The organism is uncultured Cedecea sp. (assembly GCF_947498825.1).
Taxonomy (GTDB): domain Bacteria; phylum Pseudomonadota; class Gammaproteobacteria; order Enterobacterales; family Enterobacteriaceae; genus JGM124.
Map to the genome: position 1 here is coordinate 110,138 of NZ_CANMLV010000012.1, position 25,487 is coordinate 135,624.

Here is a 25,487-nt window from a genome sequence, read left to right on the forward strand (position 1 = left end):
ACTGGAAGCATGCTGACTATGGCTACGATTCATGTAGACGGCAAAGAATATGAGGTAAATGGGGCAGACAACCTTCTTGAAGCTTGTCTGTCTCTCGGCCTTGATATTCCTTATTTTTGCTGGCATCCGGCGCTGGGCAGCGTCGGTGCTTGCCGCCAGTGTGCGGTAAAGCAATATCAGAACGCTGAAGATACCCGCGGCCGCCTGGTAATGTCTTGTATGACACCTGCGTCTGATGGCACCTTCATTTCTATTGATGATGGTGAAGCGAAGGAGTTCCGGGAAAGCGTTGTGGAATGGCTGATGACTAACCACCCACACGACTGTCCTGTCTGCGAAGAAGGGGGCAACTGCCACCTGCAGGATATGACCGTAATGACCGGTCATAGCTTCCGTCGTTATCGCTTTACTAAACGTACTCACCGTAATCAGGATCTGGGACCCTTCATTTCTCACGAAATGAACCGTTGTATCGCCTGTTACCGCTGTGTTCGTTACTACAAAGACTATGCAGACGGTAAAGACTTGGGCGTCTACGGAGCCCATGACAACGTCTACTTTGGTCGCCCTGAAGACGGTACTCTCGAAAGCGAATTCTCCGGTAACCTGGTAGAAATCTGTCCGACCGGGGTATTTACCGACAAAACCCACTCAGAGCGTTATAACCGTAAATGGGATATGCAGTTTGCACCGAGCATTTGCCAGCAATGTTCCCTGGGTTGTAACACAAGCCCTGGTGAGCGTTATGGCGAACTGCGTCGTATTGAAAACCGCTATAACGGTACCGTGAACCACTACTTCTTGTGCGATCGCGGTCGTTTTGGCTATGGCTATGTCAATCGCAAAGATCGTCCTCGTCAGCCGATTCAGCGTCGTGGCGACGACTTAATCACTCTGAATGCGGAACAAGCATTACAAGGTGCAGCAGATATTCTGCGTCAGTCGAAGAAAGTTATCGGTATTGGCTCTCCACGCGCCAGTATTGAAAGCAACTTCGCCCTGCGCGAACTGGTGGGTGCAAGTAACTTCTACACCGGTATTGCGGCAGGTGAGCAAGCACGTTTACAGCTGGTACTGAAGGTTCTGCGTGAAAGCGGAATTCATACTCCTGCGCTGCGTGAAATTGAGTCTTACGATGCGGTGCTGATTCTGGGTGAAGATGTTACTCAGACCGGCGCGCGTGCCGCTCTGGCTATTCGTCAAGCGGTAAAAGGTAAAGCACGTGAAATGGCAGCCGCTCAGAAAGTGGCTGACTGGCAGATTGCGGCGATTATGAACATTGGTCAGCATGCGAAACATCCGCTGTTTGTCACCAACGTTGATGATACCCGTCTCGACGATATTGCTGCCTGGACCTATCGTGCACCTGTTGAAGATCAGGCGCGTCTTGGCTTCGCGATTGCTCATGCATTGGATGAAACAGCCCCCGCTGTTGAACTGAGCCGTGACTTACGCAGTAAAGTGGATGTGATTGTTCAGGCACTGGCGGGCGCCCGTAAGCCATTAATTGTTTCTGGTACTAATGCGGGTAGTGAAGCGGTCCTTCAGGCGGCGGCTAATATCGCGAAAGCGTTGAAAGGTCGCGGTGCTGAAGTTGGCGTTACCATGATTGCGCGTGCGGTCAACAGTATTGGTCTGGGTATGATAGGCGGTGGTTCGCTGGACGAAGCCTTGTCTGAGCTGGAAACCGGTGCGGCAGACGCAGTCGTGGTACTTGAAAACGACTTGCATCGCCACGCTTCAGCTGCGCGCGTTGATGCCGCTCTGAGCAAAGCTCCACTGGTTCTGGTGATTGATCACCAGCGTACCGACATTATGGACAAAGCCCATCTGGTGCTTTCAGCGGCAAGCTTCGCGGAAAGTGACGGTACCGTCATTAACAACGAAGGCCGTGCCCAGCGCTTCTTCCAGGTTTATGACCCGACTTATTATGACAGTTCCGTTGAAATGCTGGAAAGCTGGCGCTGGCTGCACTCTCTGCAAAGTGTTGTTGAGAACCGTCAGATCGACTGGACGCAGCTTGATAATGTGATTGATGCTTGTGTGAAAGTGCTGCCGCAACTGGCGGGTATCAAAGATGCCGCTCCGGATGCGAGCTTCCGTATTCGTGGTCAGAAACTGGCGCGTGAACCTCATCGCTACAGTGGCCGTACCGCAATGCGCGCCAACATCAGCGTTCATGAACCTCGTCAGCCGCAAGATAAAGACACCATGTTTGCCTTCTCTATGGAAGGGAACAACAGTCCGCTTGCCGACCGTCAGCAAATTCCGTTTGCCTGGGCACCAGGATGGAACTCACCTCAAGCATGGAATAAATTCCAGGCTGAAGTGGGCGGTCATCTGCGCCACGGCGATCCAGGTGTTCGTCTGATTGAAGCGTCTGAAAACGGCCTCGACTATTTCACGGCTATCCCTGAGAGTTTCCAGATAGAAGAAGGTAAGTGGCGTGTAGCGCCTTACTATCATCTGTTTGGTAGTGATGAAATGTCCCAGCGTTCACCGGTATTCCAGAAACGTATGGTTCAACCTTACGTCAAACTGAATCCGGAAGATGCGGCGGCACTCGGTGTTAATGCGGGTGGTCTGGTCTCCTTCAGTTATGAAGGTCAGACACTGAGCCTGCCTCTGCAACTCTCATCCGGGCTTGCCAAAGGCTTAGTCGGTTTGCCGATGGGTATGCCAGGAATTGCACCTGTTCTTGCGGGTGCCCGTCTTGAGAATCTGCAGGAGGCTGCGCAATGAGTTGGTTGACGCCAGATGTTATTGATATTCTCATCAGCATCCTCAAAGCCATTGTGATTGTATTGGTTGTGGTGGTATGTGGCGCGTTTATGAGCTTTGGCGAACGTCGTTTGCTCGGGCTCTTCCAGAACCGTTACGGACCCAACCGTGTAGGCTGGGGCGGATCGCTTCAGTTGGCGGCAGACATGATCAAAATGTTCTTTAAAGAGGACTGGATCCCAAAATTTGCCGACCGTTTCATCTTTACTATTGCTCCGGTTATCGCCTTTACCTCAATGCTGCTGGCATTTGCTATTGTGCCAGTCAGCCCGTCGTGGGTTGTTGCCGATCTTAATATTGGTATTTTGTTCTTCCTGATGCTGGCAGGACTGGGTGTTTACGCCGTACTGTTTGCTGGCTGGGCAAGTAACAACAAATATGCATTATTGGGTGCCATGCGTGCATCAGCCCAGACACTGAGTTACGAAGTGTTCCTCGGTCTTTCCTTAATGGGTGTTGTTGCACAGGCTGGTTCATTCAATATGACCGATATTGTTAACAACCAAGCTGGTCTCTGGAACGTTATCCCGCAATTCTTTGGTTTTGTGACCTTTGCTATCGCAGGCGTTGCAGTTTGTCACCGTCACCCGTTTGACCAACCCGAAGCTGAGCAGGAACTGGCTGATGGTTATCATGTTGAATATTCCGGTATGAAATTCGGTCTGTTCTTCGTCGGTGAATACGTTGGTATCGTGACGATTTCCGCCATGATGGTGACGTTGTTCTTTGGTGGCTGGCATGGCCCATGGTTACCCCCGTTCGTCTGGTTTGCGCTGAAAACAGCGTTCTTCATGATGATGTTCATTTTGATTCGCGCAGCACTGCCTCGTCCTCGTTATGACCAGGTGATGTCCTTTGGCTGGAAAGTTTGTCTGCCATTGACGCTTATCAATTTGCTGGTGACCGCTGCGGTCATTCTTTACCAGGCACCATAAGGGGTGAATAAACCATGACATTAAAAGAGTTAGTGGTTGGTTTCGGCACCCAGGTACGCAGTATCTGGATGATTGGCATGCACGCCTTTGCGAAACGCGAAACGCGCATGTATCCGGAAGAACCTGTTTATCTGCCTCCGCGTTACCGTGGTCGCATTGTGCTGACGCGTGATCCGGATGGTGAGGAGCGCTGCGTTGCCTGTAACCTGTGTGCGGTTGCCTGCCCGGTTGGCTGTATTTCTTTGCAAAAAGCTGAGATGGAAGATGGTCGTTGGTATCCGGAATTCTTCCGTATCAACTTCTCACGCTGTATCTTCTGTGGTCTTTGCGAGGAAGCCTGCCCGACTACCGCTATTCAGCTGACGCCTGACTTTGAGTTAGGTGAGTATAAGCGCCAGGATCTGGTATATGAAAAAGAGGACCTGCTGATCTCCGGTCCGGGTAAATACCCGGAATATAACTTCTACCGGATGGCAGGTATGGCAATCGACGGCAAAGATAAAGGTCAGGCTGAAAATGAAGCCAAACCTATCGACGTCAAAGGCCTGTTACCTTAAGGAGTCAGGAATGCTATTTGCTTTTTATATTTGCTCAATCGTGGCCGTCCTGACCACCCTCAGGGTGATAACTCATACTAATCCGGTCCATGCGCTGCTGTACCTGATTGTTTCCTTGCTGGCTATCTCCGGGGTGTTTTTCTCACTCGGGGCTTATTTTGCCGCGGCGCTGGAAATTATCGTTTATGCCGGCGCCATCATGGTGCTGTTTGTCTTCGTTGTCATGATGCTGAACCTGGGTAATTCGGTGCAGCAACAGGAACGTGACTGGCTTAAACCACAAGTATGGATTGGCCCAGGCATACTCTCAGGCGTGCTGTTAGTGGTCTTGATTTACGCAATCGTCGGTATTAACGATCAGGGCATCGATGGCACCAATATTGATGCGAAACAAGTCGGTATTGCCCTGTTCGGTCCTTATGTTCTGGCCGTTGAGCTCGCTTCGATGCTGCTGCTGGCCGGGCTGGTGGTTGCCTTCCATCTGGGTCGTGAAGACAGAGCCGGTGAAGTGCTGAGCAACCGTCCGTCTGATATGGCGGTGAGAAAGAAATCGGAGGAGAACGTATGATCCCGTTGCAACATGGACTGATCCTCGCGGCTATTTTATTTGTGCTGGGGCTGACAGGACTGACTATCCGTCGCAATCTGCTGTTTATGCTGATAAGCCTTGAAGTGATGATCAATGCTGCCGCGCTGGCTTTTGTGGTCGCCGGTAGCTATTGGGGCCAGCCTGATGGCCAGGTGATGTATATACTCGCGATCAGTTTAGCGGCTGCTGAGGCCAGTATCGGCCTTGCATTGCTGCTGCAGCTCCATCGTCGCCGTCAGAACCTGAATATCGATTCAGTAAGTGAGATGCGTGGATGAACCTTCTCTGGTTAACGATTTTTCTGCCATTAGTTGGCTTTGTATTGCTGGCGTTTTCTCGTGGGCGCTGGTCTGAAAATGTCTCTGCGATTATCGGTGCTGGCTCTGTTGGCCTTGCCGCTCTGGTTACGCTGTTCGCCGGAATGGAGTTTCTCGCAGGCTCTCGTGAAGCCTTTATCCAGCCATTATGGACTTGGATGGCGGTAGGCACTTTTGACATTGGGGTTAATCTGCACCTTGATGGCCTTTCCCTGACAATGCTGTCTGTGATCACCGGTGTGGGCTTCCTTATCCATATCTTTGCATCATGGTATATGCGTGGTGAGGAAGGTTATTCACGCTTCTTCGCTTACACTAACCTGTTTATTGCCAGCATGGTGGTATTGGTACTCGCCGATAACATGATGCTGATGTATCTGGGTTGGGAAGGGGTGGGGCTCTGTTCTTATTTACTGATCGGTTTTTACTACACCGATCCGAAGAACGGCGCAGCAGCGATGAAAGCTTTTATCGTGACCCGTGTTGGTGATGTGTTCCTGGCCTTTGGTATGTTCATCCTCTATAACGAGCTGGGCACGCTGAACTTCAGTGAAATGGCACAACTGGCACCGCAGCACTTTGCAGCAGACAACCATATGCTGAATCTGGCTACGCTTATGATCTTAGGTGGTGCGGTCGGTAAATCTGCTCAGCTGCCACTGCAAACTTGGCTTGCAGATGCGATGGCCGGTCCAACGCCTGTTTCTGCGCTGATCCACGCCGCAACCATGGTTACCGCGGGTGTCTACCTGATTGCCCGTACGCATGGCTTGTTCCTGCTGACCCCAGAAGTGCTGCATTTGGTCGGTATTGTTGGTGCGGTAACGCTGGTGATGGCGGGCTTCTGTGCCTTAGTACAGACCGATATCAAGCGTATTCTGGCTTATTCCACCATGAGTCAGCTGGGTTATATGTTCCTGGCGCTGGGTGTTCAGGCCTGGGATGCTGCCATTTTCCACCTGATGATCCATGCGTTCTTTAAAGCCTTACTGTTCCTCTCTGCGGGTTCAGTTATCCTTGCCTGCCATCATGAGCAAAATATCTTCAAGATGGGTGGACTGCGTAAGTCCATTCCGCTGGTATATATCTGCTTCCTGGTAGGGGGGGCTGCATTGTCTGCTCTGCCGATTATCAGTGCTGGTTTCTACAGTAAAGATGAGATCCTTGAAGGTGCACTGGCCAATGGACACATGTACCTGCTGATTGCCGGTCTGGCGGGCGCGATGCTGACACCTCTGTATACCTTCCGTCTGATCTTCGTGGCCTTCCACGGCAAAGAGCAGATTAAGGCCCATGCAGGTAAAGGGATTACGCATCATCTGCCGCTGATTGTTCTGGCGGTATTGTCGACCTTTATTGGTGCACTGATTGTACAGCCGTTGCAGGGTGTTTTACCGGATACCACGAAACTGGCTCACGACACGAAACTGACTCTGGAAGTTATCTCTGGCGCGATTGCCATTGTTGGTCTGTTGCTGGCGAGTGGGCTGTGGTTAGGTAAACGTACTCTGGTTACCGCTCTGGCTAACAGCACACTGGGCCGCATGCTCAACAAGCTGTGGTTCAATGCCTGGGGCTTCGATTGCCTGTACGACAAAGTGTTTGTTAAACCATTCCTGGGCATTTCCTGGTTGCTTAAGCGCGATCCGCTGAATGCACTGATGAATATTCCTGCTATCCTGGCACGCTTCGCTGGTCGTGGCTTGCTGGTGAGTGAGAATGGTTACCTGCGCTGGTATGTGGCATCTATGAGCATTGGCGCGGTAGTAGTACTTGGCTTACTGCTGATACTGCACTAATCCAACGGTGAGTTCCCTCTCCTTCGGGAGAGGGACTGAGACGTATAAGATTTATTTTAATAAGGGACACAAAACGCCATGCTATTACCCTGGCTAATATTAATCCCCTTTATCGGCGGTTTCTTCTGCTGGCAGACCGAACGCTTCGGCGTGAAAGTGCCTCGCTGGATTGCGCTGATTACCATGGGGCTGACACTGGCACTGACACTGCAATTATGGTTGCAGGGTGACTATTCTCTGACGCAGTCTGCGGGTTTGCCACAGTGGCAGTCTGAATTTGTTCTGCCATGGATCCCAAGCTTTGGCATCTCAATCCATCTTGCGGTTGACGGCCTGTCACTGCTGATGGCGGTGCTTACCGCATTACTGGGTGCTCTGGCGGTTCTTTGTTCCTGGAATGAGAATCAAAAATATCAGGGCTTTTTCCACCTGAATCTGATGTGGATCCTCGGTGGAGTGATGGGGGTGTTCCTTTCCCTTGACCTGTTCCTGTTCTTCTTCTTCTGGGAAATGATGCTGGTTCCGATGTACTTCCTGATTGCGTTATGGGGTTATAAAGCCTCTAACGGGAAGACACGTATCAATGCGGCGAACAAGTTCTTTATCTACACCCAGGCCAGTGGTCTGGTGATGTTGATTGCGATCCTCGGGCTGGTGTTCGTTCATTATAATGCGACTGACGTCTGGACCTTTAACTACGAACAGTTACTGAATACACCGATGTCCCACGGTGTTGAATGGCTGTTAATGTTAGGCTTCTTTATCGCTTTCGCAGTGAAAATGCCAGTAGTTCCTTTGCATGGCTGGCTACCTGATGCTCACTCTCAGGCTCCGACAGCAGGTTCGGTTGACCTTGCCGGTATCTTGCTGAAAACCGCGGCCTATGGTCTGTTGCGTTTTTCTCTGCCGCTGTTCCCTGAAGCTTCTGCGGCGTTCGCACCTGTTGCAATGGCCCTGGGTGTTGTCGGTATTTTCTATGGTGCATGGCTGGCGTTTGCCCAGACCGATATCAAGCGTCTGATTGCTTACACCTCTGTGTCTCACATGGGCTTTGTGTTAATTGCTATCTACACCGGCAGCCTGCTGGCTTATCAAGGGGCAGTGGTTCAGATGATTGCTCACGGTCTGTCTGCTGCTGCACTGTTCATTATCTGCGGACAGCTTTACGAGCGTCTTCATACTCGTGATATGCGTCAGATGGGTGGTCTGTGGAATAAAATCAAATGGTTGCCGGGCCTGTCATTATTCTTCGCTGTTGCCAACCTCGGGATGCCGGGAACAGGTAACTTTGTCGGTGAATTTATGATCCTGTTCGGCAGCTTCCAGGCTGTACCGGTTATCACAGTGATTGCGACCTTTGGGGTGGTGTTTGCCTCGGTTTACTCACTGGCGATGTTCCATCGTGCCTACTTTGGTAAAGCTCAAAGTGAGATAAGCGATAAGCAACTGCGTGGTATGACAGCGCGGGAATTCTCAATTATTTTGTTCCTTGCGGCGCTGTTAGTTCTGTTGGGTATTTTCCCACAGCCAATTCTGGATACCTCTCATGCTTCTATGAGTAATATTCAGCAGTGGTTCACACAGTCCATTTCTACTACAAGGCCGTAATTCGCCATGACTATAACTGCTCAACATTTGATTGCGCTACTCCCACTGTTAATCGTCGGATTGACGGTGGTGGTTGTGATGCTCTCCATTGCTTGGCGACGCAACCACTTTCTTAATGCCACGATTTCAGTGATTGGCCTCAATGCGGCATTAATTTCTTTGTGGTTTGTGGGTCAGGCTGGCGCTATGGATGTCACCCCGCTGATGCGGGTTGATGGTTACGCCATGCTCTATACCGGACTTGTGTTACTGGCAAGTCTGGCAACCTGTACCTTTGCCTATCCTTGGTTGCAGGGCTACAACGACAACCGCGATGAGTTCTATCTGCTGGTACTGATTGCAGCTCTGGGTGGAATTCTGCTGGCGAACGCGAACCACTTGGCTGCACTGTTCCTCGGTATTGAATTAATCTCCTTACCGCTGTTTGGTTTGGTGGGTTACGCTTATCGTCAGAAACGTTCACTTGAAGCCAGTATTAAGTACACTATTCTGTCTGCTGCGGCATCTTCGTTCTTACTGTTTGGTATGGCGCTGATTTACGCTAATTCTGGCAGCCTGTCATTTATTGAACTGGGTAAAAGTTTGACTGCCAGTGCGATTAACGAACCGTTATTGCTGGCAGGCCTGGGTCTGATGATTGTCGGTCTTGGCTTTAAACTGTCGCTGGTACCTTTCCACCTGTGGACACCTGATGTCTATCAGGGCGCACCAGCACCGGTTTCGACCTTCCTGGCAACCGCCAGTAAAATCGCTATCTTTGCTGTTGTGATGCGTCTGTTCCTCTATGTGCCGGTGGGTGAGAGCGAAGCGGTACGTGTGGTATTAGGTCTGATTGCTTTCGCTTCCATCCTGTTCGGCAACTTGATGGCACTGACGCAGTCGAACATCAAACGCCTGCTGGGTTATTCATCGATTGCTCACCTGGGTTATTTACTGGTGGCGCTGATTGCTCTGCACGACGGCACGCTGTCAATGGAAGCGGTAGGTGTTTACCTGGCCGGTTACCTGTTCAGCAGTCTGGGTGCGTTTGGTGTGGTCAGTCTGATGTCCAGTCCGTACCGTGGAAATGATGCTGACTCGCTGTTCTCTTATCGTGGGCTGTTCTGGCATAAACCGATTCTGTCTGCGGTAATGACCATTATGATGCTGTCGCTGGCGGGTATCCCAATGACACTGGGCTTCATCGGTAAGTTCTATATCATTGCTGTCGGCGTTCAGGCGCACTTGTGGTGGTTGACTGGTGCGGTTGTCGTGGGTAGTGCGATTGGTATCTACTATTATCTGCGTGTGATGGTTAGCCTCTACCTGAGTGCACCAGAGCAACTTAACCGCGATACGCCGTCCAACTGGGCGCTGAGCGCGGGTGGTATTGTGGTGCTTATTTCTGCCATTCTGGTACTGGTTCTCGGTGTTTATCCGCAACCGCTTATCAGCTTGGTGCAGATGGCACAGCCACTGTTGTAATGTCATCGCTGACCCAATAAAAAAACCGCTTCGGCGGTTTTTTTATTGGCGACAGCAGCTAAATCTGTTATCACCATTGTTCCTGATAATCTGACCTTCTGTAAGGAGCCATCTGTGATCCAGTGGCATAATTTTCACCATAGTGAACTCACCACCACCCATCTCTATGCCTTGCTCAAACTTCGTTGCGAGGTCTTTGTTATCGAACAAAACTGTCTCTATGAGGAACTGGATGGTGAGGATCTAGTGGGTGAAAATCGCCATATTCTTGCCGTCGAGGAGGGAGAGATTGTCGCTTACGCCAGGATACTTAAAAGCGATGATCCGCTTGAACCTGTTGTTATCGGTCGAGTGATTGTCTCATCCCGGTTACGGGGGCAAAAACTGGGTGAGCAACTGATGACCTATGCTCTTGAAGTTTGCCAGCAGCAGTGGCCGGACAAAGCGATTTATCTCGGCGCCCAGGCGCATTTAAAACACTTTTATGCCCGGTTCGGTTTTTCAGCCGTCACACCTGAATATGATGAGGATGGTATTTTACATATTGGTATGGCAAAAGATCCGACAGGTGAAATACGCTAAAATTGTCTATAGTTAAAAGGGATACTTCTTTCTCACAGGAGCCATTATGTCCAAATATCTGTTTACGCCAGAAGATGACGTTACATTATTAAAGGAAACACTGGATCAGGTGTTATGCACTATTGATGATCCTGAAAATGAGTACTACAGAGAAATGAAAGAGCGGGCAGCGCAACGATTATATGAAGTGAGACAGCGTTTGAATGGTGAAGCTGAACAAGGCTATGAGACCCTGAAACAGGCAGCCTGCTGGACCGATAACTATCTGCATCATAATCCTTGGCGCAGCATCGGTATGACGACAGCAGCCGGTATTGTCTTTGGTTTTATCCTCGCACGCTGCACTTTATCTGATTAATTTTTCCAAAAAATACAACATAACTCACTGAATACAGGGGTAAGTTTTTTTATTCCATGAAAACCACGTATAATTAGTGGTTTTCAAAGAGGATGAAGTCAACGTGAACTCAGTCGCTACAGCACTGCGAAAAATGCAGCGAGAGCTGGATCAGGAATTTACTGATGAACCGGGTTTCCGGGCCCTCAGTGTAGCACTGAGTTTGAGTGAACGTTCTGATCCACTTGGCTGGCTTACCAGCCAAGTCATCTATCCTCAGTTTTACTGGCAGCACCGTGACGGTAAAGAAGAAGTCGCAGCGTTAGGCCAAGTGAAGACGTTTCCCACGCTTAAAGATGCCCAGGTTTTTTGCCAGCAATATACATCCCTGCCCGGGGTCCGTCTCTGGGGACTGAATGCGTTTGATCTTACCCAAGGCTACCTTTTCCTCCCCCGTTTTGAGTGGCGCAGGCAAGGTGGTGAAGCGGTTCTGTGGCTCTACCTCTATAGCGAAACTTCCCTGAAAGAAGATGTCCGCCATGTCCTGACATTAATCGAACAATTGATGCCGGAAACGTCGATTCAACCTCTGAGTCTCAACCTTATCAGCGAAACGCATTATCCTGCGCAGTCAGCATGGTGTGATTTGATTAATAAGGCGATAACCACGATAGAACAGGCCGTTCTGGATAAAGTCGTGTTAGCCCGGGCAACCGATCTGGTTTTTTCTTCTGCGGTATCAGCAGCAGGATTTATGGCTGCGAGTCGACGACTTAACCTGAATTGCTACCATTTTTTGATGATCTTTAATGAGCGACAGGCTTTTCTGGGTTCCAGCCCGGAGCGACTATGGCGACGTATTGAACAACGATTAGATACTGAAGCTTTGGCAGGTACAGTAGCCAGTCATGAAGATGATATGCGCGCTCAAGTCCTGGCTGACTGGTTATTAAAAGATGATAAAAATCAGCGCGAAAATATGCTGGTGCTGGAAGACATCTGCCAACGCCTGCAAAACCTGGTTGATGAACTCGATGTGTTACCGCCAGAGATTATTCGGTTGCGTAATGTTCAGCATTTGAAACGTGGGATTTATGCCATGCTGAAGAAATCTGATGATCAGATTTGCTTGCAGCAATTACAGCCGACAGCGGCGGTCGCCGGACTGCCGCGTGAGCAAGCACGTGAGTTTATCGCGCGCAATGAACCTTTTGATCGGGAGTGGTATGCCGGTTCTGCCGGTTATTTATCTGTTCATCAAAGTGAATTCTGCGTGGCGCTAAGATCGGCGAAGGTGGCAAATGATACGGTACGCCTCTATGCCGGAGCCGGTATCGTGGCGGGATCAGTTGCGCTTCAGGAATGGCAGGAAATAGAAAATAAAGCAGCTGGGCTTCGGACTTTATTGTTGGAAAACAGACGTTAAATACTGTCTTCACGACACAGGTCAATTTCCTTGTGGCTGCGATATCTATACTGTCCGGATAAAACTGTCTCAGGACAATAATATGTCAATAAGCGCATTTAACCGTCGTTGGGCGGCCACTATTCTTGAAGCGCTGACCCGACAGGGTGTGCGTCATGTGTGCATTGCACCCGGCTCACGTTCCACTCCGTTGACGCTGGCAGCGGCAAAAAATAGCGCTTTTACCTGCCACAGCCATTTTGATGAGCGTGGTTTAGGGCATCTGGCCCTGGGTCTGGCAAAGGTCAGCCGTGAACCTGTGGCCATTATTGTTACTTCTGGAACGGCGGTAGCTAACCTTTATCCTGCGGTTATCGAGGCCGGTCTCACGGGTGAAAAATTGGTGTTACTCACCGCCGACAGGCCCCCGGAGCTGATTGATTGCGGTGCGAATCAGGCTATTCGTCAGCAAGGTATTTTCAGCAGCCATCCTGCTGCCAGTTTAAATTTACCTCGCCCTTCACAAGATATTCCTGCTCGCTGGCTAGTATCGACCCTTGATAGCGCCATGGGGCAGTTAGACGCCGGTGCTCTCCATATTAACTGTCCTTTTGCCGAACCACTCTATGGTGCGATGGATGATACTGGCCAGTCCTGGCAAAACGCGCTGGGAAAGTGGTGGGAAAGTGACGAGCCTTGGCTGCGCGAAATACATGCTACAGGTGTTGCTGTTCAGCCTGACTGGCCGGAGTGGCGTCAAAAGCGTGGGGTTATTGTCGCAGGAAGACTGTCTGCTGCTGAAGGAATAAAAGTGGCCGCCTGGGCAAAAATGCTGGGCTGGCCATTAATCGGAGATGTATTATCGCAAACCGGTCAGCCGTTACCTTGTGCTGATTTATGGCTGACGAATAAATTAACCGATTGTTTGCAACAGGCAGAAATCATTGTTCAGTTTGGCGCGCATTTAACCGGAAAGCGCATTTTACAGTGGCAGGCGGCTTGCCAGGCAGAAGAATACTGGCTGATAGCGCCCTCTCCTGGGCGGCTGGATCCAGCTCATCACCGGGGACGTCGCCTGGTCGCAGAAATATCATCCTGGCTTGATAATCATCCTCCACAACGTGCCGCTGACTGGGCCCCTGAGTTACAAGCCCTGGCCACCGCAACCTTGCGACTGGCTGAATCCCGAACAGAAAATTTTGGTGAAGCACAAATTGCCCAGCGTATCGTCCGATTATTGCCTGAAGCAGGGCAGCTGTTTGTCGGTAATAGTCTGGTGGTGAGATTAATTGATGCCCTAGCACAATTACCCGTCGGTTATCCTGTATTCGCTAATCGGGGGGCCAGTGGTATTGATGGACTTATCTCCACGGCTGCAGGTGTACATCGGGCTTGCGAACAAGCAACACTTGCCATTATTGGTGACCTCTCCGCACTCTATGATATGAACTCTCTGGCACTATTACGTGATACCTCTGTTCCGCTGGTATTACTGGTAGTGAATAATAATGGCGGGCAAATCTTCTCAATGCTCCCAACCGATGCAGAGCAAAGAGAGCGTTTCTACACACTGCCGCAGAATGTTAATTTCTCCCATGCGGCAGCCATGTTTGGTCTGGCCTATCAGCAACCGAATAACTGGCATGAACTACAGGCCGCGGTTGCCAAGGCATGGCAGCATTCAGGTACCACGTTGATAGAGGTGATTGTTGAACCGACCGCCGGTGTGGATTGTTTAAAACAGTTACTGGCGCTGGTTAAAACAGCATGATATTGCATGCTGTTTCACAGAGAGGAAACCAGCCTCAGCGGCCCTGTATTGTCTGGTTACATGGATTTTTAGGTGACCATCTGGAGTGGATGCAGGTCAGTGCTGCCTTTAATGAATGGCCCCAGTTATGGCTGGATCTGCCAGGGCATGGTACCGGCACCTCTGCAAACCTGCAAATCACTGACTTCGTTAATACGGATGCCCTAATCGCCGCAACATTAGCGCATTATCATATTGATAATTACTGGCTTGTTGGCTACTCATTAGGCGGGCGTCTGGCGATGTATCACGCCACGCATAATAGAGCATCGGGTTTACGTGGTCTGGTGGTTGAAGGGGGGCATCCTGGTCTTAATAACGAAACTGACCGGGAGATCCGCTGGCAGAATGATACTGCCTGGGCGGCAAGATTTCGCCATGAAACACTGAGCCTGGTGCTCGATGATTGGTACCGGCAACCGGTATTCAGCTCTCTTGATGAACGGCAGCGTAATGCATTAGTGGCGTTACGTAGTGAGAATAATGCTGTGGCATTGGCCGCGATACTCGAGGCGCTTTCTCTGTCCCGCCAGCCTGACTTACAGGTCGCGCTCTCGCAGCTGCGGATCCCTTTTTATTATCTGTGCGGTGAGCAAGATGTGAAGTTTTGCACCATTGCTACCCGCTCAGGCCTGACACCCGAAATTATCTCTGGCGTCGGGCATAATGCACACCGTGAGGCACCTGCAGCATTTAGTGCCCGGCTATTAACCTTATTGCATGATTCTGACCTCTAATTTTAAGGACTGATGATGATCCCTGTTGATGAAAATATGCTGTATGCCCCCGTTGAATGGCAGGATTGCTCCGAAGGATACAGTGATATTCGCTACCATAAGTCTGCGGATGGCATTGCTAAAATAACGATCAATCGCCCGCAGGTGCGTAACGCTTTTCGCCCATTAACGGTGAAAGAGATGATCGATGCGCTGGCTGATGCCCGCTATGACGACAGTATCGGTGTCATTATTCTGACGGGGGAAGGAGACAAAGCCTTCTGTGCCGGGGGGGATCAGAAGGTGCGTGGTGATTACGGTGGCTATCAGGATGCCAGTGGTACCCATCATCTCAACGTTCTGGATTTTCAGCGCCAGATCCGTACCTGCCCGAAACCGGTTGTGGCGATGGTTGCGGGCTACTCTATCGGTGGCGGGCATGTGTTGCATTTAATGTGTGACCTGACCATTGCCGCGGAAAACGCTATTTTTGGCCAAACCGGGCCTAAAGTCGGCTCTTTTGATGGCGGCTGGGGGGCGTCGTATATGGCGCGCATTGTTGGCCAGAAAAAGGCCCGCGAAATCTGGTTCCTGTGTCGTCAGTACGACGCTCAGCAAGCGCTGGATATGGGACTGGTCAATACTGTCGTACCATTGAATGAACTTGAGAAAGAAACCGTGCGCTGGTGTCGTGAAATGCTGCAAAATAGCCCGATGGCTCTACGCTGCCTGAAAGCGGCTTTGAATGCTGATTGTGACGGACAGGCGGGCTTACAAGAACTTGCAGGTAATGCAACGATGTTGTTCTATATGACCGAGGAAGGTCAGGAAGGTCGCAATGCCTTTAATCAGAAAAGGCAGCCAGACTTCAGCAAATTTAAACGGAATCCGTAATGCGTCGGGCCGAGGTATGGCGGTATCAGATCCCGATGGATGCGGGAGTGATATTGCGCAATCAGCGTTTGAAGCAGCGTGAAGGTCTGCTGGTAAGACTGACTCAGGATGAGCAAACGGGATGGGGGGAGGTTGCGCCATTACCGGGATTCAGTCATGAAAGCCTGGAAGAAGCGCGATCGGCTCTGCTGGGCTGGTTGGATCTGTGGCAGGCAGCAAAGGAGCCGTCTTTACCGGGGCAGCCTTCGGTCGCCTTTGGTTTGAGCTGTGCTTTAGCTGAACTGACGGGAGCCTTACCGCAGGCGGCGGACTATCGTTCCGCCCCTTTGTGTAGCGGCGATCCTGATGAGCTTATCCTTGCGCTGGCAGCCATGCCGGGTGAAAAAATAGCCAAGGTAAAGATGGGTGAATATGAAGCGGTACGTGATGGTATGGTGGTCAACTTACTGCTTGAGGCGGTGCCTGACTTACGGTTGCGCCTTGATACCAACCGACGCTGGACGCCGCTGAAAGCCCGGCAGTTTGCCAGATATGTTAATCCGGCTTATCGCTCACGTATTGCCTTTATTGAAGAACCCTGTCAGACCCCAGAACAGTCGCGCGAGTTTAGTCAGGAGACCGGGATCGCGATTGCCTGGGATGAAAGCCTGCGCGAAGCAGACTTTATTTTTCAGTCGGAACCCGGTGTTGTCGCGGTGGTGATTAAACCCAGTCTGACAGGCAGTCTTGATATTATCCGCCAGCAGGTCGTGGAAGCTCATCAACAGGGGCAAATTGCGGTGATTAGCTCCTCTCTGGAATCCAGTCTGGGCTTAACCCAACTGGCACGTATCGCCGCCTGGCTAACGCCTGGCGTAATCCCGGGCTTAGATACGCTGGCTTTGATGCAGGCTCAGGTTATACGCAGCTGGCCGGAGAGTCAGCTTCCTTGTTGGCAACCGGATAATCTGGAACAAATTCGATGAGTTTCCATCACTGGCCTTGGCACCATTGGGCAGCTTTGCGAGGAAGGGATGGGGCGATTATCCTGGAAGGGCAAACCGTTGACTGGGTGACTTTATGCCAGCGTGTTGATGCTTTGGCTGGGGGGTTTCACCAGCAAGGTGTTAATGCGGGTGACGGCGTGGCACTGCGTGGCAAAAATAGCGCACAATTATTGCTGGCCTGGATGGCATTACTCCAGTGTGGAGCCCGCGTTCTGCCACTCAATCCACAGTTCCCGGATGAGTTTTTAGAGGAATTACTTCCCGGTCTGACTCTCTCTTGGGGCATTTCATTGCCCGATGAAAAACCGGTTTCTGATTTACCCGTGTTGCACTGGTTTACTGCTGATGCCTGGCAAGTGTGTTGGCAGCCTGAGCAATTGGCATCTATGACGCTTACTTCCGGAAGTTCAGGTATTCCTAAGGCGGCAGTACATACCTGTGCTGCTCACTTGGCGAGTGCAGCAGGCGTCCTGTCAAGATTGAACTATGGTGCGAAAGATAGCTGGTTGCTTTCACTGCCATTATTTCATGTTTCCGGACAGGGGATTTTTTGGCGCTGGCTCCTGGCCGGAGGGCGCCTGGTGGTCAAACCTGATCAACCACTCGCTGATGCTTTACAGGGCTGTACACATGCTTCACTGGTACCCACCCAACTCTGGCGTTTGCTGGAGCAGCAGCAGAAATTCACGTTACGTGAAGTTTTACTGGGGGGGGCAACGATACCCGTGGCACTGACGCAACAGGCTGAAGCAGCGGGTCTGGCGTGCTGGTGCGGTTATGGGTTAACCGAACTCGCCTCGACCGTATGTGCTAAACCTGCGGATGGACTACCCGATGTTGGTGTGCTTCTGCCCGGACATCAGTTGAAAATCATGGCTGGGGAGATTTGGTTGCGCTCTGCAACACTTGCCTGCGGTTACTGGCGTAATGGTGAGTTGGTCTCGCTCTGTAATGCTGAAGGTTGGTTTCCGACGCGAGATCTCGGCATGTTAAACGACGACCGGCTGCAGATTATCGGACGCGTTGATAATCTGTTCTTTAGCGGTGGAGAAGGTATTCAACCCGAGATTATTGAACAGATTATTTCCAGACATCCCTCAGTAGAGCAGGTATTTATTGTACCGATAGCCGATGCGGAATTTGGACAGCGTCCGGTGGCAATTGTGGCGGCGAGGGAGGAGGCGATTAATATTCAAGAAATAGCGCTCTGGTTGCAGGATAAATTACCCCGTTTTCAAATGCCTGTACGCTGGTATACCTTGCCTGAACATTTCAGACAGGAAGGCATTAAAGTTTCTCGGCAAAAACTTGTTTCGTGGGTCAGACAGAGATAGTCATTGCCTGAGTCTGAGAAAATTCTTTATTACGGGCTCAGGCGAGTTTTTTGATAGTTGTGATTAATTGATAGTAATAGTCTCCCTGCATCATTTCAGAGTCAGGGTCTATGAAAAGTAAAAACAGTATTCCTACCCCACATGATGCAACGTTCCAGCAGTTCCTTCGACAGCCGGACGTTGCCCGTGACTTTATCAATCTTCATCTTCCGGTGGAATTCCGTGCTATTTGCGATCTCAGTACGCTGAAACTTGAATGCAGCTCTTTTGTGGAAGATAACCTGCGGCAGTATTTCAGCGATGTGCTCTATAGCATGAAAACGACGACAGGCGATCAGGGATACGTCCATATTCTTATTGAACATCAGTCCACACCGGACAAACATATGGCATTTCGTCTGATTCGTTATGCGATTGCCGCAATGCAACGCCATCTGGATGCCGGTCATAAAAAATTGCCGCTGGTGATACCGGTACTTTTCTATATGGGAAACAGAACACCCTATCCCTATTCCACCAACTGGTTGCAGGAGTTTACCAATCCTGCTCAGGCACAAAAGCTTTACAGTAACGATTTCCCTCTGGTAGATATCACACTCATTCCTGATGACGATATTATGCAGCATCGCAGTATGGCGGCGCTGACGTTGCTTCAGAAACATATTCGGCGTCGGGATCTTGCTGAATTGAGCGAACGACTCAGCATGATTCTACTGACAGAATCTCTCTCGTCATCTCAGGTAACTTCACTGATTCATTACATTATTCATGCAGGAGACTCGGTAAATGCCGAAATTTTCATCCGTAAGCTGGCTGGCCAAGTCCCACAGTATGAGGAGGCACTCATGACTATTGCTCAGAAACTGAAACAAAATGGAATTAATGAAGGGCGAAAACAAGAAAAGCGGGATATGGCCCGTACCATGTTGCAGCACGGTATCGACCCCAAAATAGTGATGAAAATAACCGATCTTAGCGAAAAAGAACTGACTCAACTTTGCCATTGAATATCATTTTTCAGGCTACCAAGAAGCCAGGTCTCGCCATATACAGAGAGAAAATGCCTGAGCTGTGATAGCAACCCAGGCATTGTTAACCGAACTTCTGGTTTTATTACTTAGCGTTTGTCAGTTTTTTTAATGCAGCTTTAATACCAGCCCGGTATTCAGGATGCACTTGAGCAAATAAACCGAGCTGACGCTCGATAATTTCTTCAGGAACACTTTGCAGTTCTTCTGCAATACGCTGGAACATACGTTGGTGTTCTTCTTCACTGAGTAAATTGAACAGCGCGCGAGGCTGAGTGAAATAATCGTTATCTTCACGGTGATTCCAGTGATCGGCTGCACCTTCCAGGCTTAACGGTGGCTCGCTGAAGTCAGGCTGTTCCTGGAAGACATTAAAGCTATTCGGTTCATAGGTGGCGCCGTTGCCGCTGTTGCCATCAATACGCATCGCACCATCACGATGATAGTTATGGAACGGGCACTTCGGTGCGTTAACCGGGATCTGATGATGGTTAACCCCAAGACGATAACGATGAGCATCGCCATAAGAGAACAAACGGCCCTGAAGCATACGGTCTGGTGAAAAACTGATACCCGGAACGATATTGGCAGGCGACATTGCCACTTGCTCAACGTCAGAAAAATAGTTTTCCGGATTACGGTTCAGTTCAAGTATACCGACTTCAATTAGCGGATAATCCGCATGTGGCCAGACTTTTGTCAGATCGAACGGATTATAAGGCGTCTGAGAGGCTTCAGCTTCTGGCATGACCTGAATAAACAGCTTCCAGCGAGGGAAGTCACCTTGTTCAATGGCATCATAGAGATCGCGTTGTGAGCTTTCCCTGTCTTCACCAATAATTTTCTTCGCTTCATCATCCATCAGGTTTTCAATACCCTGCTGGCATTTCAGGTGGAATTTTACCCAGAAACGCTGGTTATCCTGATTGATAAAGCTAAAGGTATGGCTACCAAAACCATGAATATGGCGATAAGAACGCGGTAATCCACGATCGCTGAAATCGATAGTTAGCTGGTGCAGCGCTTCGGGTAAATGGGAAAAGAAGTCCCATTTATAAGTTGCGTTACGCAGGTTAGTACGAGGATCGCGTTTCACTACATGGTTGAGATCGGGAAACTTCAGCGGATCGCGCAGATAAAATACCGGCGTATTATTACCGACCAGATCCCAGTTACCTTCTTCGGTATAAAATTTGATAGAGAAACCACGGATATCTCGCTCCGCATCTGCGGCACCGCGTTCACCTGCAACAGTGGAAAAACGAATAAATAATTCAGTTTTCTTACCAACAGTGTCAAACAGTTTTGCCCGTGTATATTCAGAAATATCATGCGTTACAGTGAAGTGGCCGAATGCGCCTGAACCTTTGGCATGCATACGACGCTCAGGGATCACTTCACGGTCAAAGTGAGCCAGCTTCTCAAGAAACCAGACATCCTGAAGTAACATAGGGCCACGTGGTCCGGCTGTGGCAACATTATTGTTATCAGCAACCGGAGCGCCTGCAGCTGTTGTTAAACCTTTCTTGCTCATCAGTATCTCCAACAATGAAAATAGACAGTTTTAAGAAATTAATGATATTTGCTCATCTTTAGGTTTAGGTGCTTATTACCACATTAACAATGTGCCATTGTCCTATATTGCAGTTCTTTGATCCGATAACAAAGAACGAGATTATTTGCATTTGCTTACAATGAAAGAAGATGTAGATTTTAGTCAGCTATTGATTAGATAATCTGCGGACAGCGAGCATTATCTATCGGGGTTACCCCTTCTTTTTCAGGGACCATAAAATGAAAAAACAACATCTGGCTTATACACTAGGACTACTGTTGGTATCTGCCAGTGCGAGTGCAATAACTATTGGAGGTGGCGTTGGCAAAGAATTTAGCCACTTAGGCGTTGCTACTGAAGCCAGCGGTCTTAGTATTAACGGCAACTATGCTCATCATGAAAACAATGGTAATGCGGCAGGATTAGGTCTCGGTTTTAATATACCTTTGGGGCCTGTAACAGCAACAGTAGGTGGCAGAGCGGTTTACCTGAATCCAAAAGAAGATAAAAATGGTTATGCTTTGGCTGCTGGTGGCGGTCTGAAATGGCCTGTCACATCCAGCATTAGTGTATTTGGTGACTACTACTACTCTCCGGACTCACTGTCCAGCGGAGTAAAAGATTACCAGGAAGCCAGTGCCGGCGCGAGCTGGGCCATTTTCCGCCCAATAAGTCTTGAAGGTGGTTATCGTTACATTGCTCTTAATGGTAAGAATGGCAAAAGTAATAAAATGCTCGCTGACGGTGCTTATGTAGGTGTCAGCGCGCGTTTCTAATCTTTTCTGCGCGGTGTTCAGCCGCGCTTTAAGACATCTTCTAACGCGAAGTATGACGGGTATAAGTCAGTTGTCGTTTATCTGCAGGGTAGAACAATGCTAAAAGTGGAAATGTTGTCGACCGGGGACGAAGTATTATACGGGCAAATTGTTGATACCAACGCAGCCTGGCTTGCTGATTATCTCTTTAATCAAGGATTACCTCTGTCACGGCGTAATACTGTGGGTGACAATCTTGATGATTTGATTGCTATTCTTCAGGAACGCAGTTTTGAGGCTGATATTCTTATTGTTAACGGTGGACTGGGTCCCACCAGTGACGATCTGAGTGCTCTGGCAGCAGCAACGGCCGCCGGTGTTGAACTGGTGGAACATACCGAATGGTTGAAAACGATGGAGGCATTTTTTGCTAAACGGGGGAGGGTCATGGCACCCAGCAACCGTAAGCAAGCCTTGATCCCGGCGCACAGTGAAATGATTGATAACCCTGTTGGAACAGCCTGTGGTTTTGCTATGCAGCTTAACCGTTGCCTGATATTTTTTACTCCCGGTGTACCTTCAGAATTTAAAGAGATGGTGGCGCAAGAAATTATGCCCCGCTTGCAGAGCCGTTTTACACTCCCTGAGCCCCCGGTATGTCTACGTCTTACGACTTTCGGACGTGGTGAAAGTGATTTGGCGCAGAGCCTCGATCCCTTAGTATTGCCAGATGATGTCGTGATGGGCTATCGCTCATCGATGCCGATCATCGAGTTAAAACTGACCGGACCGGCAACACAGCGGACAGCGATGGAGTCTCTCTGGCCAGAAGTTCGTCGTGTGGCGGGAGACAGCCTGATTTTTGAAGGGACGGAAGGGCTGCCGGCACAAATTGCACGTCGTTTACGGGAGCAGTCTCTGACACTGACCGTGAGCGAACAATTTACCGGCGGTTTGCTTGCTCTGCAACTGGGCCGAGAATCAGCGCCGCTGCTGGCAAGTGAAGTCTTACCCGCTCAAATACAGACTTTTACCGATACGTTGAACTATGGCATCTCCTGGCGTAAAAAACAGGCTGCGGATATTGCTCTGGTGATTGCCGGAACGCCAGATGACCAGATCAACTTCGTATTGACGACGGAGCATGAGAATTATGGCCTGGGGGTACAATTTGGTATCAGTCACCATAGCCTGAGCATCCGGCAGGAAGTGTGCTCTTTGATGGCCCTGAATATGCTGCGTCGCTGGATGAATGGCGAAAAAATAGCGACCGATCATGGTTGGATTAAGGTCGTTGAATCAAGTAATTGTCAGTCTTAAATTTGTCGTTATTGCATCGGACTGTTTTTTGAATGGATTGCAACGTATAAATCAGGGGCAAATATCCCCCAGGAAAGGTAACGTCGATCGGTTAAGCAAAATGATCGGTTGAACGATCAGGTGGTTAGACGACAAAAGCCTCATCAGTTCATTCTCTGATGGGGCTTTTTTACGCTTTCGACCTGGCTTGACGATACTCAGACTTGGCTGAACCTGCCTCACTTTCCTGCTTTCAGTGAGCCATTCCCTTTTCGTGGATTTCTCAGGTTTTTGATTCCACAAATAAAGCCAGTATCCTGTTCACTCAAAACATCTTAAGTGAACAGTGTTACCAGGAAAGGGGGACATTTATTATTGCAACCCTTATCAGAAATGACCGTGAATGCTCAGAGGTGCGATTATTCTGAAACAGAGAATTGAGCTATTTCATCAATCCAGGCATCCGGAAAATAACTGACAGCAATCTTATAATCTTTACCCATAATGTGGCCGTGGCCCAGCCAGTTAATGCCACGATAGGTTAGCTGTGCATTTCCTCCATCCCGGCTGAAGCGGTAGCCGCCATCGGTATTAAAGGCATAGTCTCTGGTACTTAGCTGTGTCAGGTGATAGCTGTTGGGTTCGGGAGCATAAAGTTCCTGAATGCGTTTGAGGTAATAAGGGGAAAGCGCGGAAAATATTTTGCCAGCGGCATGGGTATATTCTTCCAGTGACAGCCCCGGTGTTTTTTCAAGTTCACTGGCAATTAACGCATAAACTTCAGCATTAGCTCGTAAAATGGATAATTTCACGGCCAGTATTTCTGTAATTTTGTCATTATTGAGCACTTTTTCAGTTACCGTACGTTCTTTTTCTTTCTTCTGTTTATTTTCCTCGATTTTTCGGGTCTTCCGAACGGTGACTTCATCTTCACTGGGGGCTCTTATCGCCGAACTGGCCAGCCATGCAGCGCACACCTCTGCTCGCTTATTTTGATCATCATTGATGAGCAAGGATAAAGGGTGATTCTGGGCAGGAATGGTGGCAGGGTCGAGGATACCATCCTGTTTAATTGACTCAATTATTCTCTGTTTACTGATCTCTCCTCGAGCCAGTAAACAGATGCGCTGAATGACAGAAATATCAAACTGGGCATCAAGCTTTGGCGCAAGCTGATTGACGGTGTTTTCGATAACCGTCAGTGCAGGAAAATCTATTAATGTTTTTTCTGGTGCAGCAGGTGAGGCAACTGCTGGTTTTACGTCCGGCTGGGGTTGGGGCTGGTCGCAACCGGGCAGTATCAGGAGCAGTAATAGAGCCGTGAAAAATTTAATATTCATATATCAGTCTTCCATATAAAAAATGGAGGCCGGAGCCTCCAGAAGTCCATCAGAATTGATAACCCACGCCAATACCCCAGCCCACATTGTTCTGTGTATTGTTATTTAGCTGCGCTTTGGTAACCCAGCGACCATCCTCAGAAAGGTGAGATAAACCAAAGGAGATGCCGGATTGTCCGCGATAGCTGGCCCCCCCGAGAGATATCATGTTGGCTCCAGGACTGTACGGCTGAGGCAAGCTGGCCATTGCCATTGCACTGGCAATACCTGCGCTGAGGCGGCGATCCTGCTGGTTCATACTATCCTGCAGCTGATTAAATCTCCTGTCGGTATAATTCGCTGCTTCGGCCATACTGCGGTTGAGCTGGGTCAGATTGACGGCATCAGTCCCACGGGTTGCTGCTGCTACATTAGTCACCTGGCGTTCATTCCCGACACTCCCTACAGACACGCTATTATCACGTTCGGTGACTGAGTTTGTGCCAAGAGCCACCGAGTTTTCGTGAGTGGCATGTGCATTGGTTCCCAGCGCAGTTGAGCTCTTTGCCGTAGCTGTCGCAGCAGCACCACCGGCGACGCTGTTTTTGCCTGATGCAGAAGCCTCGTCCCAGTCTCCGGCATTTTCCACCCGGAAAAGACCACTTGTACCCATTGAAAGCTGCGCTACTCGAGTATTGGTTGCTCCAGCGTTGGTTTCCAGATTAGCGATTGAGTCATCTGTATATTGTTTGGACTGTGCAACAGCTCCATCCAGCTGACGCACGTTGACGGCATCATTACTCTGTACCCCATCAGCTATATTACTGACTGTACGCACTTCACCGGTCGCAGAGTTACCGACTGAAACGGTTCCCACACTGTTATTGCTGGCACCGGAATATTTTCCGGTATAGCTCTCTGCACCACGGTTGCCATCGGATGAATTCTTACCCAGCGCCACGCTACCATCAGCCTGTGCCTGTGCTCCGCTGCCCATTGCAATGGCACTCTCACCAGAAGCCTGTGCAGAGGGCCCGACCGCAACAGCATCGGTTCCACTGGCGACGGAATTTCCTGCTGTGGAGTTAGCACTGAAATATTTCGTTGAGCCAGTTTCACCTGAACCGGGGCTATTTTCAATGCTGGTTATGCGACTACCGAGATCGCTGATGTCCGAAGTATTCTTATCGACCTGGCTGCCGACCGCCATCAGCTGCTCAACGTTCACCGCGTCACTATTGTTGGTGCCCGCCGCAATTCCGGTGATTTTCCGGTTGCCGCCGGCAGTCCCAAAGGCCACCTCACCGACGGAGTTCTGAATGGCCGTTAACCGGTAAGCGCTGTAGCCGCTCTCTGCCCCCTGGGTGGTGACTGAATTTGCGCCCAGCGCGAGGCTGTTTGCGAAGCTGGCATGGGC

General features: G+C 49.9%; 22 protein-coding genes. 19 read left to right on the forward strand and 3 right to left on the reverse strand.

The genetic code is table 11. The annotated features are described in order from the left end of the window. Positions 1–18 precede the first annotated feature (18 nt). The 17 genes from nuoG to Q1A40_RS14020 all read left to right on the forward strand — a co-directional run bounded on the left by nuoG (position 19) and on the right by Q1A40_RS14020 (position 19,121). Positions 19–2,742, forward strand: a complete 2,724-nt coding sequence (nuoG, locus tag Q1A40_RS13940) for an NADH-quinone oxidoreductase subunit NuoG (RefSeq protein ID WP_300001035.1) — start codon at positions 19–21, stop codon at positions 2,740–2,742. Continuing rightward, a complete protein-coding gene (nuoH, locus tag Q1A40_RS13945; RefSeq protein WP_300001037.1) occupies positions 2,739–3,716 on the forward strand; it encodes an NADH-quinone oxidoreductase subunit NuoH in 978 nt (325 codons plus the stop codon). Before nuoG ends, nuoH begins: the two co-directional genes overlap by 4 nt. A gap of 14 nt (positions 3,717–3,730) precedes the next feature. Beyond that, positions 3,731–4,273, forward strand: a complete 543-nt coding sequence (gene nuoI, locus Q1A40_RS13950) for an NADH-quinone oxidoreductase subunit NuoI (RefSeq protein ID WP_300001039.1) — start codon at positions 3,731–3,733, stop codon at positions 4,271–4,273. Positions 4,274–4,283: 10 nt separating this feature from the next. Continuing rightward, complete coding sequence (gene nuoJ, locus Q1A40_RS13955) at positions 4,284–4,841, forward strand: NADH-quinone oxidoreductase subunit J (protein WP_300001041.1); 558 nt, start codon at positions 4,284–4,286, stop codon at positions 4,839–4,841. Beyond that, positions 4,838–5,140, forward strand: coding sequence for an NADH-quinone oxidoreductase subunit NuoK (gene nuoK / locus Q1A40_RS13960; RefSeq protein ID WP_211990514.1), 303 nt, complete (start codon positions 4,838–4,840; stop codon positions 5,138–5,140). The genes nuoJ and nuoK overlap by 4 nt, the downstream gene beginning before the upstream one ends. Beyond that, on the forward strand, positions 5,137–6,978 hold the full coding sequence (nuoL, locus tag Q1A40_RS13965) for an NADH-quinone oxidoreductase subunit L (protein WP_300001043.1): 1,842 nt from the start codon (positions 5,137–5,139) through the stop codon (positions 6,976–6,978). Before nuoK ends, nuoL begins: the two co-directional genes overlap by 4 nt. Positions 6,979–7,056: 78 nt before the next feature. After that, entirely contained in the window at positions 7,057–8,586 is a 1,530-nt protein-coding gene (gene nuoM, locus Q1A40_RS13970; RefSeq protein WP_300001045.1) for an NADH-quinone oxidoreductase subunit M, read from the forward strand. 6 nt (positions 8,587–8,592) lie between these two features. Beyond that, positions 8,593–10,050 (forward strand): NADH-quinone oxidoreductase subunit NuoN, encoded by a 1,458-nt coding sequence (nuoN, locus tag Q1A40_RS13975; RefSeq protein WP_300001047.1) that lies wholly within the window; start codon positions 8,593–8,595, stop codon positions 10,048–10,050. Positions 10,051–10,164: 114 nt separating this feature from the next. After that, complete coding sequence (locus tag Q1A40_RS13980) at positions 10,165–10,632, forward strand: GNAT family N-acetyltransferase (RefSeq protein ID WP_300001048.1); 468 nt, start codon at positions 10,165–10,167, stop codon at positions 10,630–10,632. Positions 10,633–10,678: 46 nt separating this feature from the next. Then, the gene (locus Q1A40_RS13985) at positions 10,679–10,990 is read left to right on the forward strand and encodes a protein ElaB (RefSeq protein WP_300001049.1); all 312 of its coding nucleotides are present in this window, start codon (positions 10,679–10,681) and stop codon (positions 10,988–10,990) included. Positions 10,991–11,093: 103 nt separating this feature from the next. Beyond that, on the forward strand, positions 11,094–12,395 hold the full coding sequence (menF, locus tag Q1A40_RS13990) for an isochorismate synthase MenF (RefSeq protein ID WP_300001050.1): 1,302 nt from the start codon (positions 11,094–11,096) through the stop codon (positions 12,393–12,395). 82 nt (positions 12,396–12,477) lie between these two features. Beyond that, a complete protein-coding gene (gene menD, locus Q1A40_RS13995; protein WP_300001051.1) occupies positions 12,478–14,145 on the forward strand; it encodes a 2-succinyl-5-enolpyruvyl-6-hydroxy-3-cyclohexene-1-carboxylic-acid synthase in 1,668 nt (555 codons plus the stop codon). Continuing rightward, positions 14,142–14,921 carry a 2-succinyl-6-hydroxy-2,4-cyclohexadiene-1-carboxylate synthase gene (gene menH, locus Q1A40_RS14000; protein ID WP_300001052.1) on the forward strand — a complete coding sequence of 260 codons (780 nt, stop codon included), beginning with the start codon at positions 14,142–14,144 and terminating at the stop codon, positions 14,919–14,921. The genes menD and menH overlap by 4 nt, the downstream gene beginning before the upstream one ends. A gap of 15 nt (positions 14,922–14,936) precedes the next feature. Further along, positions 14,937–15,794, forward strand: coding sequence for a 1,4-dihydroxy-2-naphthoyl-CoA synthase (gene menB / locus Q1A40_RS14005; protein WP_300001080.1), 858 nt, complete (start codon positions 14,937–14,939; stop codon positions 15,792–15,794). Beyond that, complete coding sequence (menC, locus tag Q1A40_RS14010; protein WP_300001053.1) at positions 15,794–16,759, forward strand: o-succinylbenzoate synthase; 966 nt, start codon at positions 15,794–15,796, stop codon at positions 16,757–16,759. Before menB ends, menC begins: the two co-directional genes overlap by 1 nt. Next, positions 16,756–18,114 carry an o-succinylbenzoate--CoA ligase gene (menE, locus tag Q1A40_RS14015; protein WP_300001054.1) on the forward strand — a complete coding sequence of 453 codons (1,359 nt, stop codon included), beginning with the start codon at positions 16,756–16,758 and terminating at the stop codon, positions 18,112–18,114. Before menC ends, menE begins: the two co-directional genes overlap by 4 nt. A 110-nt stretch (positions 18,115–18,224) precedes the next feature. Continuing rightward, the gene (locus Q1A40_RS14020; RefSeq protein ID WP_300001056.1) at positions 18,225–19,121 is read left to right on the forward strand and encodes an Rpn family recombination-promoting nuclease/putative transposase; all 897 of its coding nucleotides are present in this window, start codon (positions 18,225–18,227) and stop codon (positions 19,119–19,121) included. Positions 19,122–19,227: 106 nt separating this feature from the next. On the opposite strand, the gene Q1A40_RS14025 is transcribed toward Q1A40_RS14020, so the two are convergent. Beyond that, complete coding sequence (locus tag Q1A40_RS14025; protein ID WP_300001058.1) at positions 19,228–20,676, reverse strand: catalase; 1,449 nt, start codon at positions 20,674–20,676, stop codon at positions 19,228–19,230. Between the two features lie 260 nt (positions 20,677–20,936). Here Q1A40_RS14025 and Q1A40_RS14030 point away from each other — a divergent pair, with 260 nt between their 5' ends. Next, positions 20,937–21,473, forward strand: coding sequence for a YfaZ family outer membrane protein (locus tag Q1A40_RS14030; protein WP_300001060.1), 537 nt, complete (start codon positions 20,937–20,939; stop codon positions 21,471–21,473). Between the two features lie 96 nt (positions 21,474–21,569). Then, entirely contained in the window at positions 21,570–22,772 is a 1,203-nt protein-coding gene (locus tag Q1A40_RS14035; RefSeq protein WP_300001062.1) for a nicotinamide mononucleotide deamidase-related protein YfaY, read from the forward strand. 398 nt (positions 22,773–23,170) lie between these two features. Here the strand turns inward: Q1A40_RS14035 and Q1A40_RS14040 are convergent, their stop codons facing one another. Next, positions 23,171–24,091, reverse strand: coding sequence for a hypothetical protein (locus tag Q1A40_RS14040; RefSeq protein ID WP_300001064.1), 921 nt, complete (start codon positions 24,089–24,091; stop codon positions 23,171–23,173). A 49-nt stretch (positions 24,092–24,140) separates the two neighbouring features. Continuing rightward, a partial coding sequence (locus Q1A40_RS14045; protein ID WP_300001066.1) for a YadA family autotransporter adhesin occupies positions 24,141–25,487 on the reverse strand: 1,347 nt, incomplete at its 5' end.

Coding starts and splice junctions, on each gene's coding strand:
- menB (WP_300001080.1), top strand. CDS start 14,937: ATGATCCCTGTTGATGAAAATATGCTGTATGCCCCCGTTGAATGGCAG.
- nuoJ (WP_300001041.1), top strand. CDS start 4,284: ATGCTATTTGCTTTTTATATTTGCTCAATCGTGGCCGTCCTGACCACC.
- menC (WP_300001053.1), top strand. CDS start 15,794: ATGCGTCGGGCCGAGGTATGGCGGTATCAGATCCCGATGGATGCGGGA.
- Q1A40_RS14030 (WP_300001060.1), top strand. CDS start 20,937: ATGAAAAAACAACATCTGGCTTATACACTAGGACTACTGTTGGTATCT.
- menE (WP_300001054.1), top strand. CDS start 16,756: ATGAGTTTCCATCACTGGCCTTGGCACCATTGGGCAGCTTTGCGAGGA.
- nuoI (WP_300001039.1), top strand. CDS start 3,731: ATGACATTAAAAGAGTTAGTGGTTGGTTTCGGCACCCAGGTACGCAGT.
- Q1A40_RS14040 (WP_300001064.1), bottom strand. CDS start 24,091: ATGAATATTAAATTTTTCACGGCTCTATTACTGCTCCTGATACTGCCC.
- Q1A40_RS13985 (WP_300001049.1), top strand. CDS start 10,679: ATGTCCAAATATCTGTTTACGCCAGAAGATGACGTTACATTATTAAAG.
- nuoM (WP_300001045.1), top strand. CDS start 7,057: ATGCTATTACCCTGGCTAATATTAATCCCCTTTATCGGCGGTTTCTTC.
- Q1A40_RS14025 (WP_300001058.1), bottom strand. CDS start 20,676: ATGAGCAAGAAAGGTTTAACAACAGCTGCAGGCGCTCCGGTTGCTGAT.
- nuoN (WP_300001047.1), top strand. CDS start 8,593: ATGACTATAACTGCTCAACATTTGATTGCGCTACTCCCACTGTTAATC.
- nuoL (WP_300001043.1), top strand. CDS start 5,137: ATGAACCTTCTCTGGTTAACGATTTTTCTGCCATTAGTTGGCTTTGTA.
- nuoG (WP_300001035.1), top strand. CDS start 19: ATGGCTACGATTCATGTAGACGGCAAAGAATATGAGGTAAATGGGGCA.
- menH (WP_300001052.1), top strand. CDS start 14,142: ATGATATTGCATGCTGTTTCACAGAGAGGAAACCAGCCTCAGCGGCCC.
- Q1A40_RS14035 (WP_300001062.1), top strand. CDS start 21,570: ATGCTAAAAGTGGAAATGTTGTCGACCGGGGACGAAGTATTATACGGG.
- nuoK (WP_211990514.1), top strand. CDS start 4,838: ATGATCCCGTTGCAACATGGACTGATCCTCGCGGCTATTTTATTTGTG.
- nuoH (WP_300001037.1), top strand. CDS start 2,739: ATGAGTTGGTTGACGCCAGATGTTATTGATATTCTCATCAGCATCCTC.
- menD (WP_300001051.1), top strand. CDS start 12,478: ATGTCAATAAGCGCATTTAACCGTCGTTGGGCGGCCACTATTCTTGAA.
- Q1A40_RS14020 (WP_300001056.1), top strand. CDS start 18,225: ATGAAAAGTAAAAACAGTATTCCTACCCCACATGATGCAACGTTCCAG.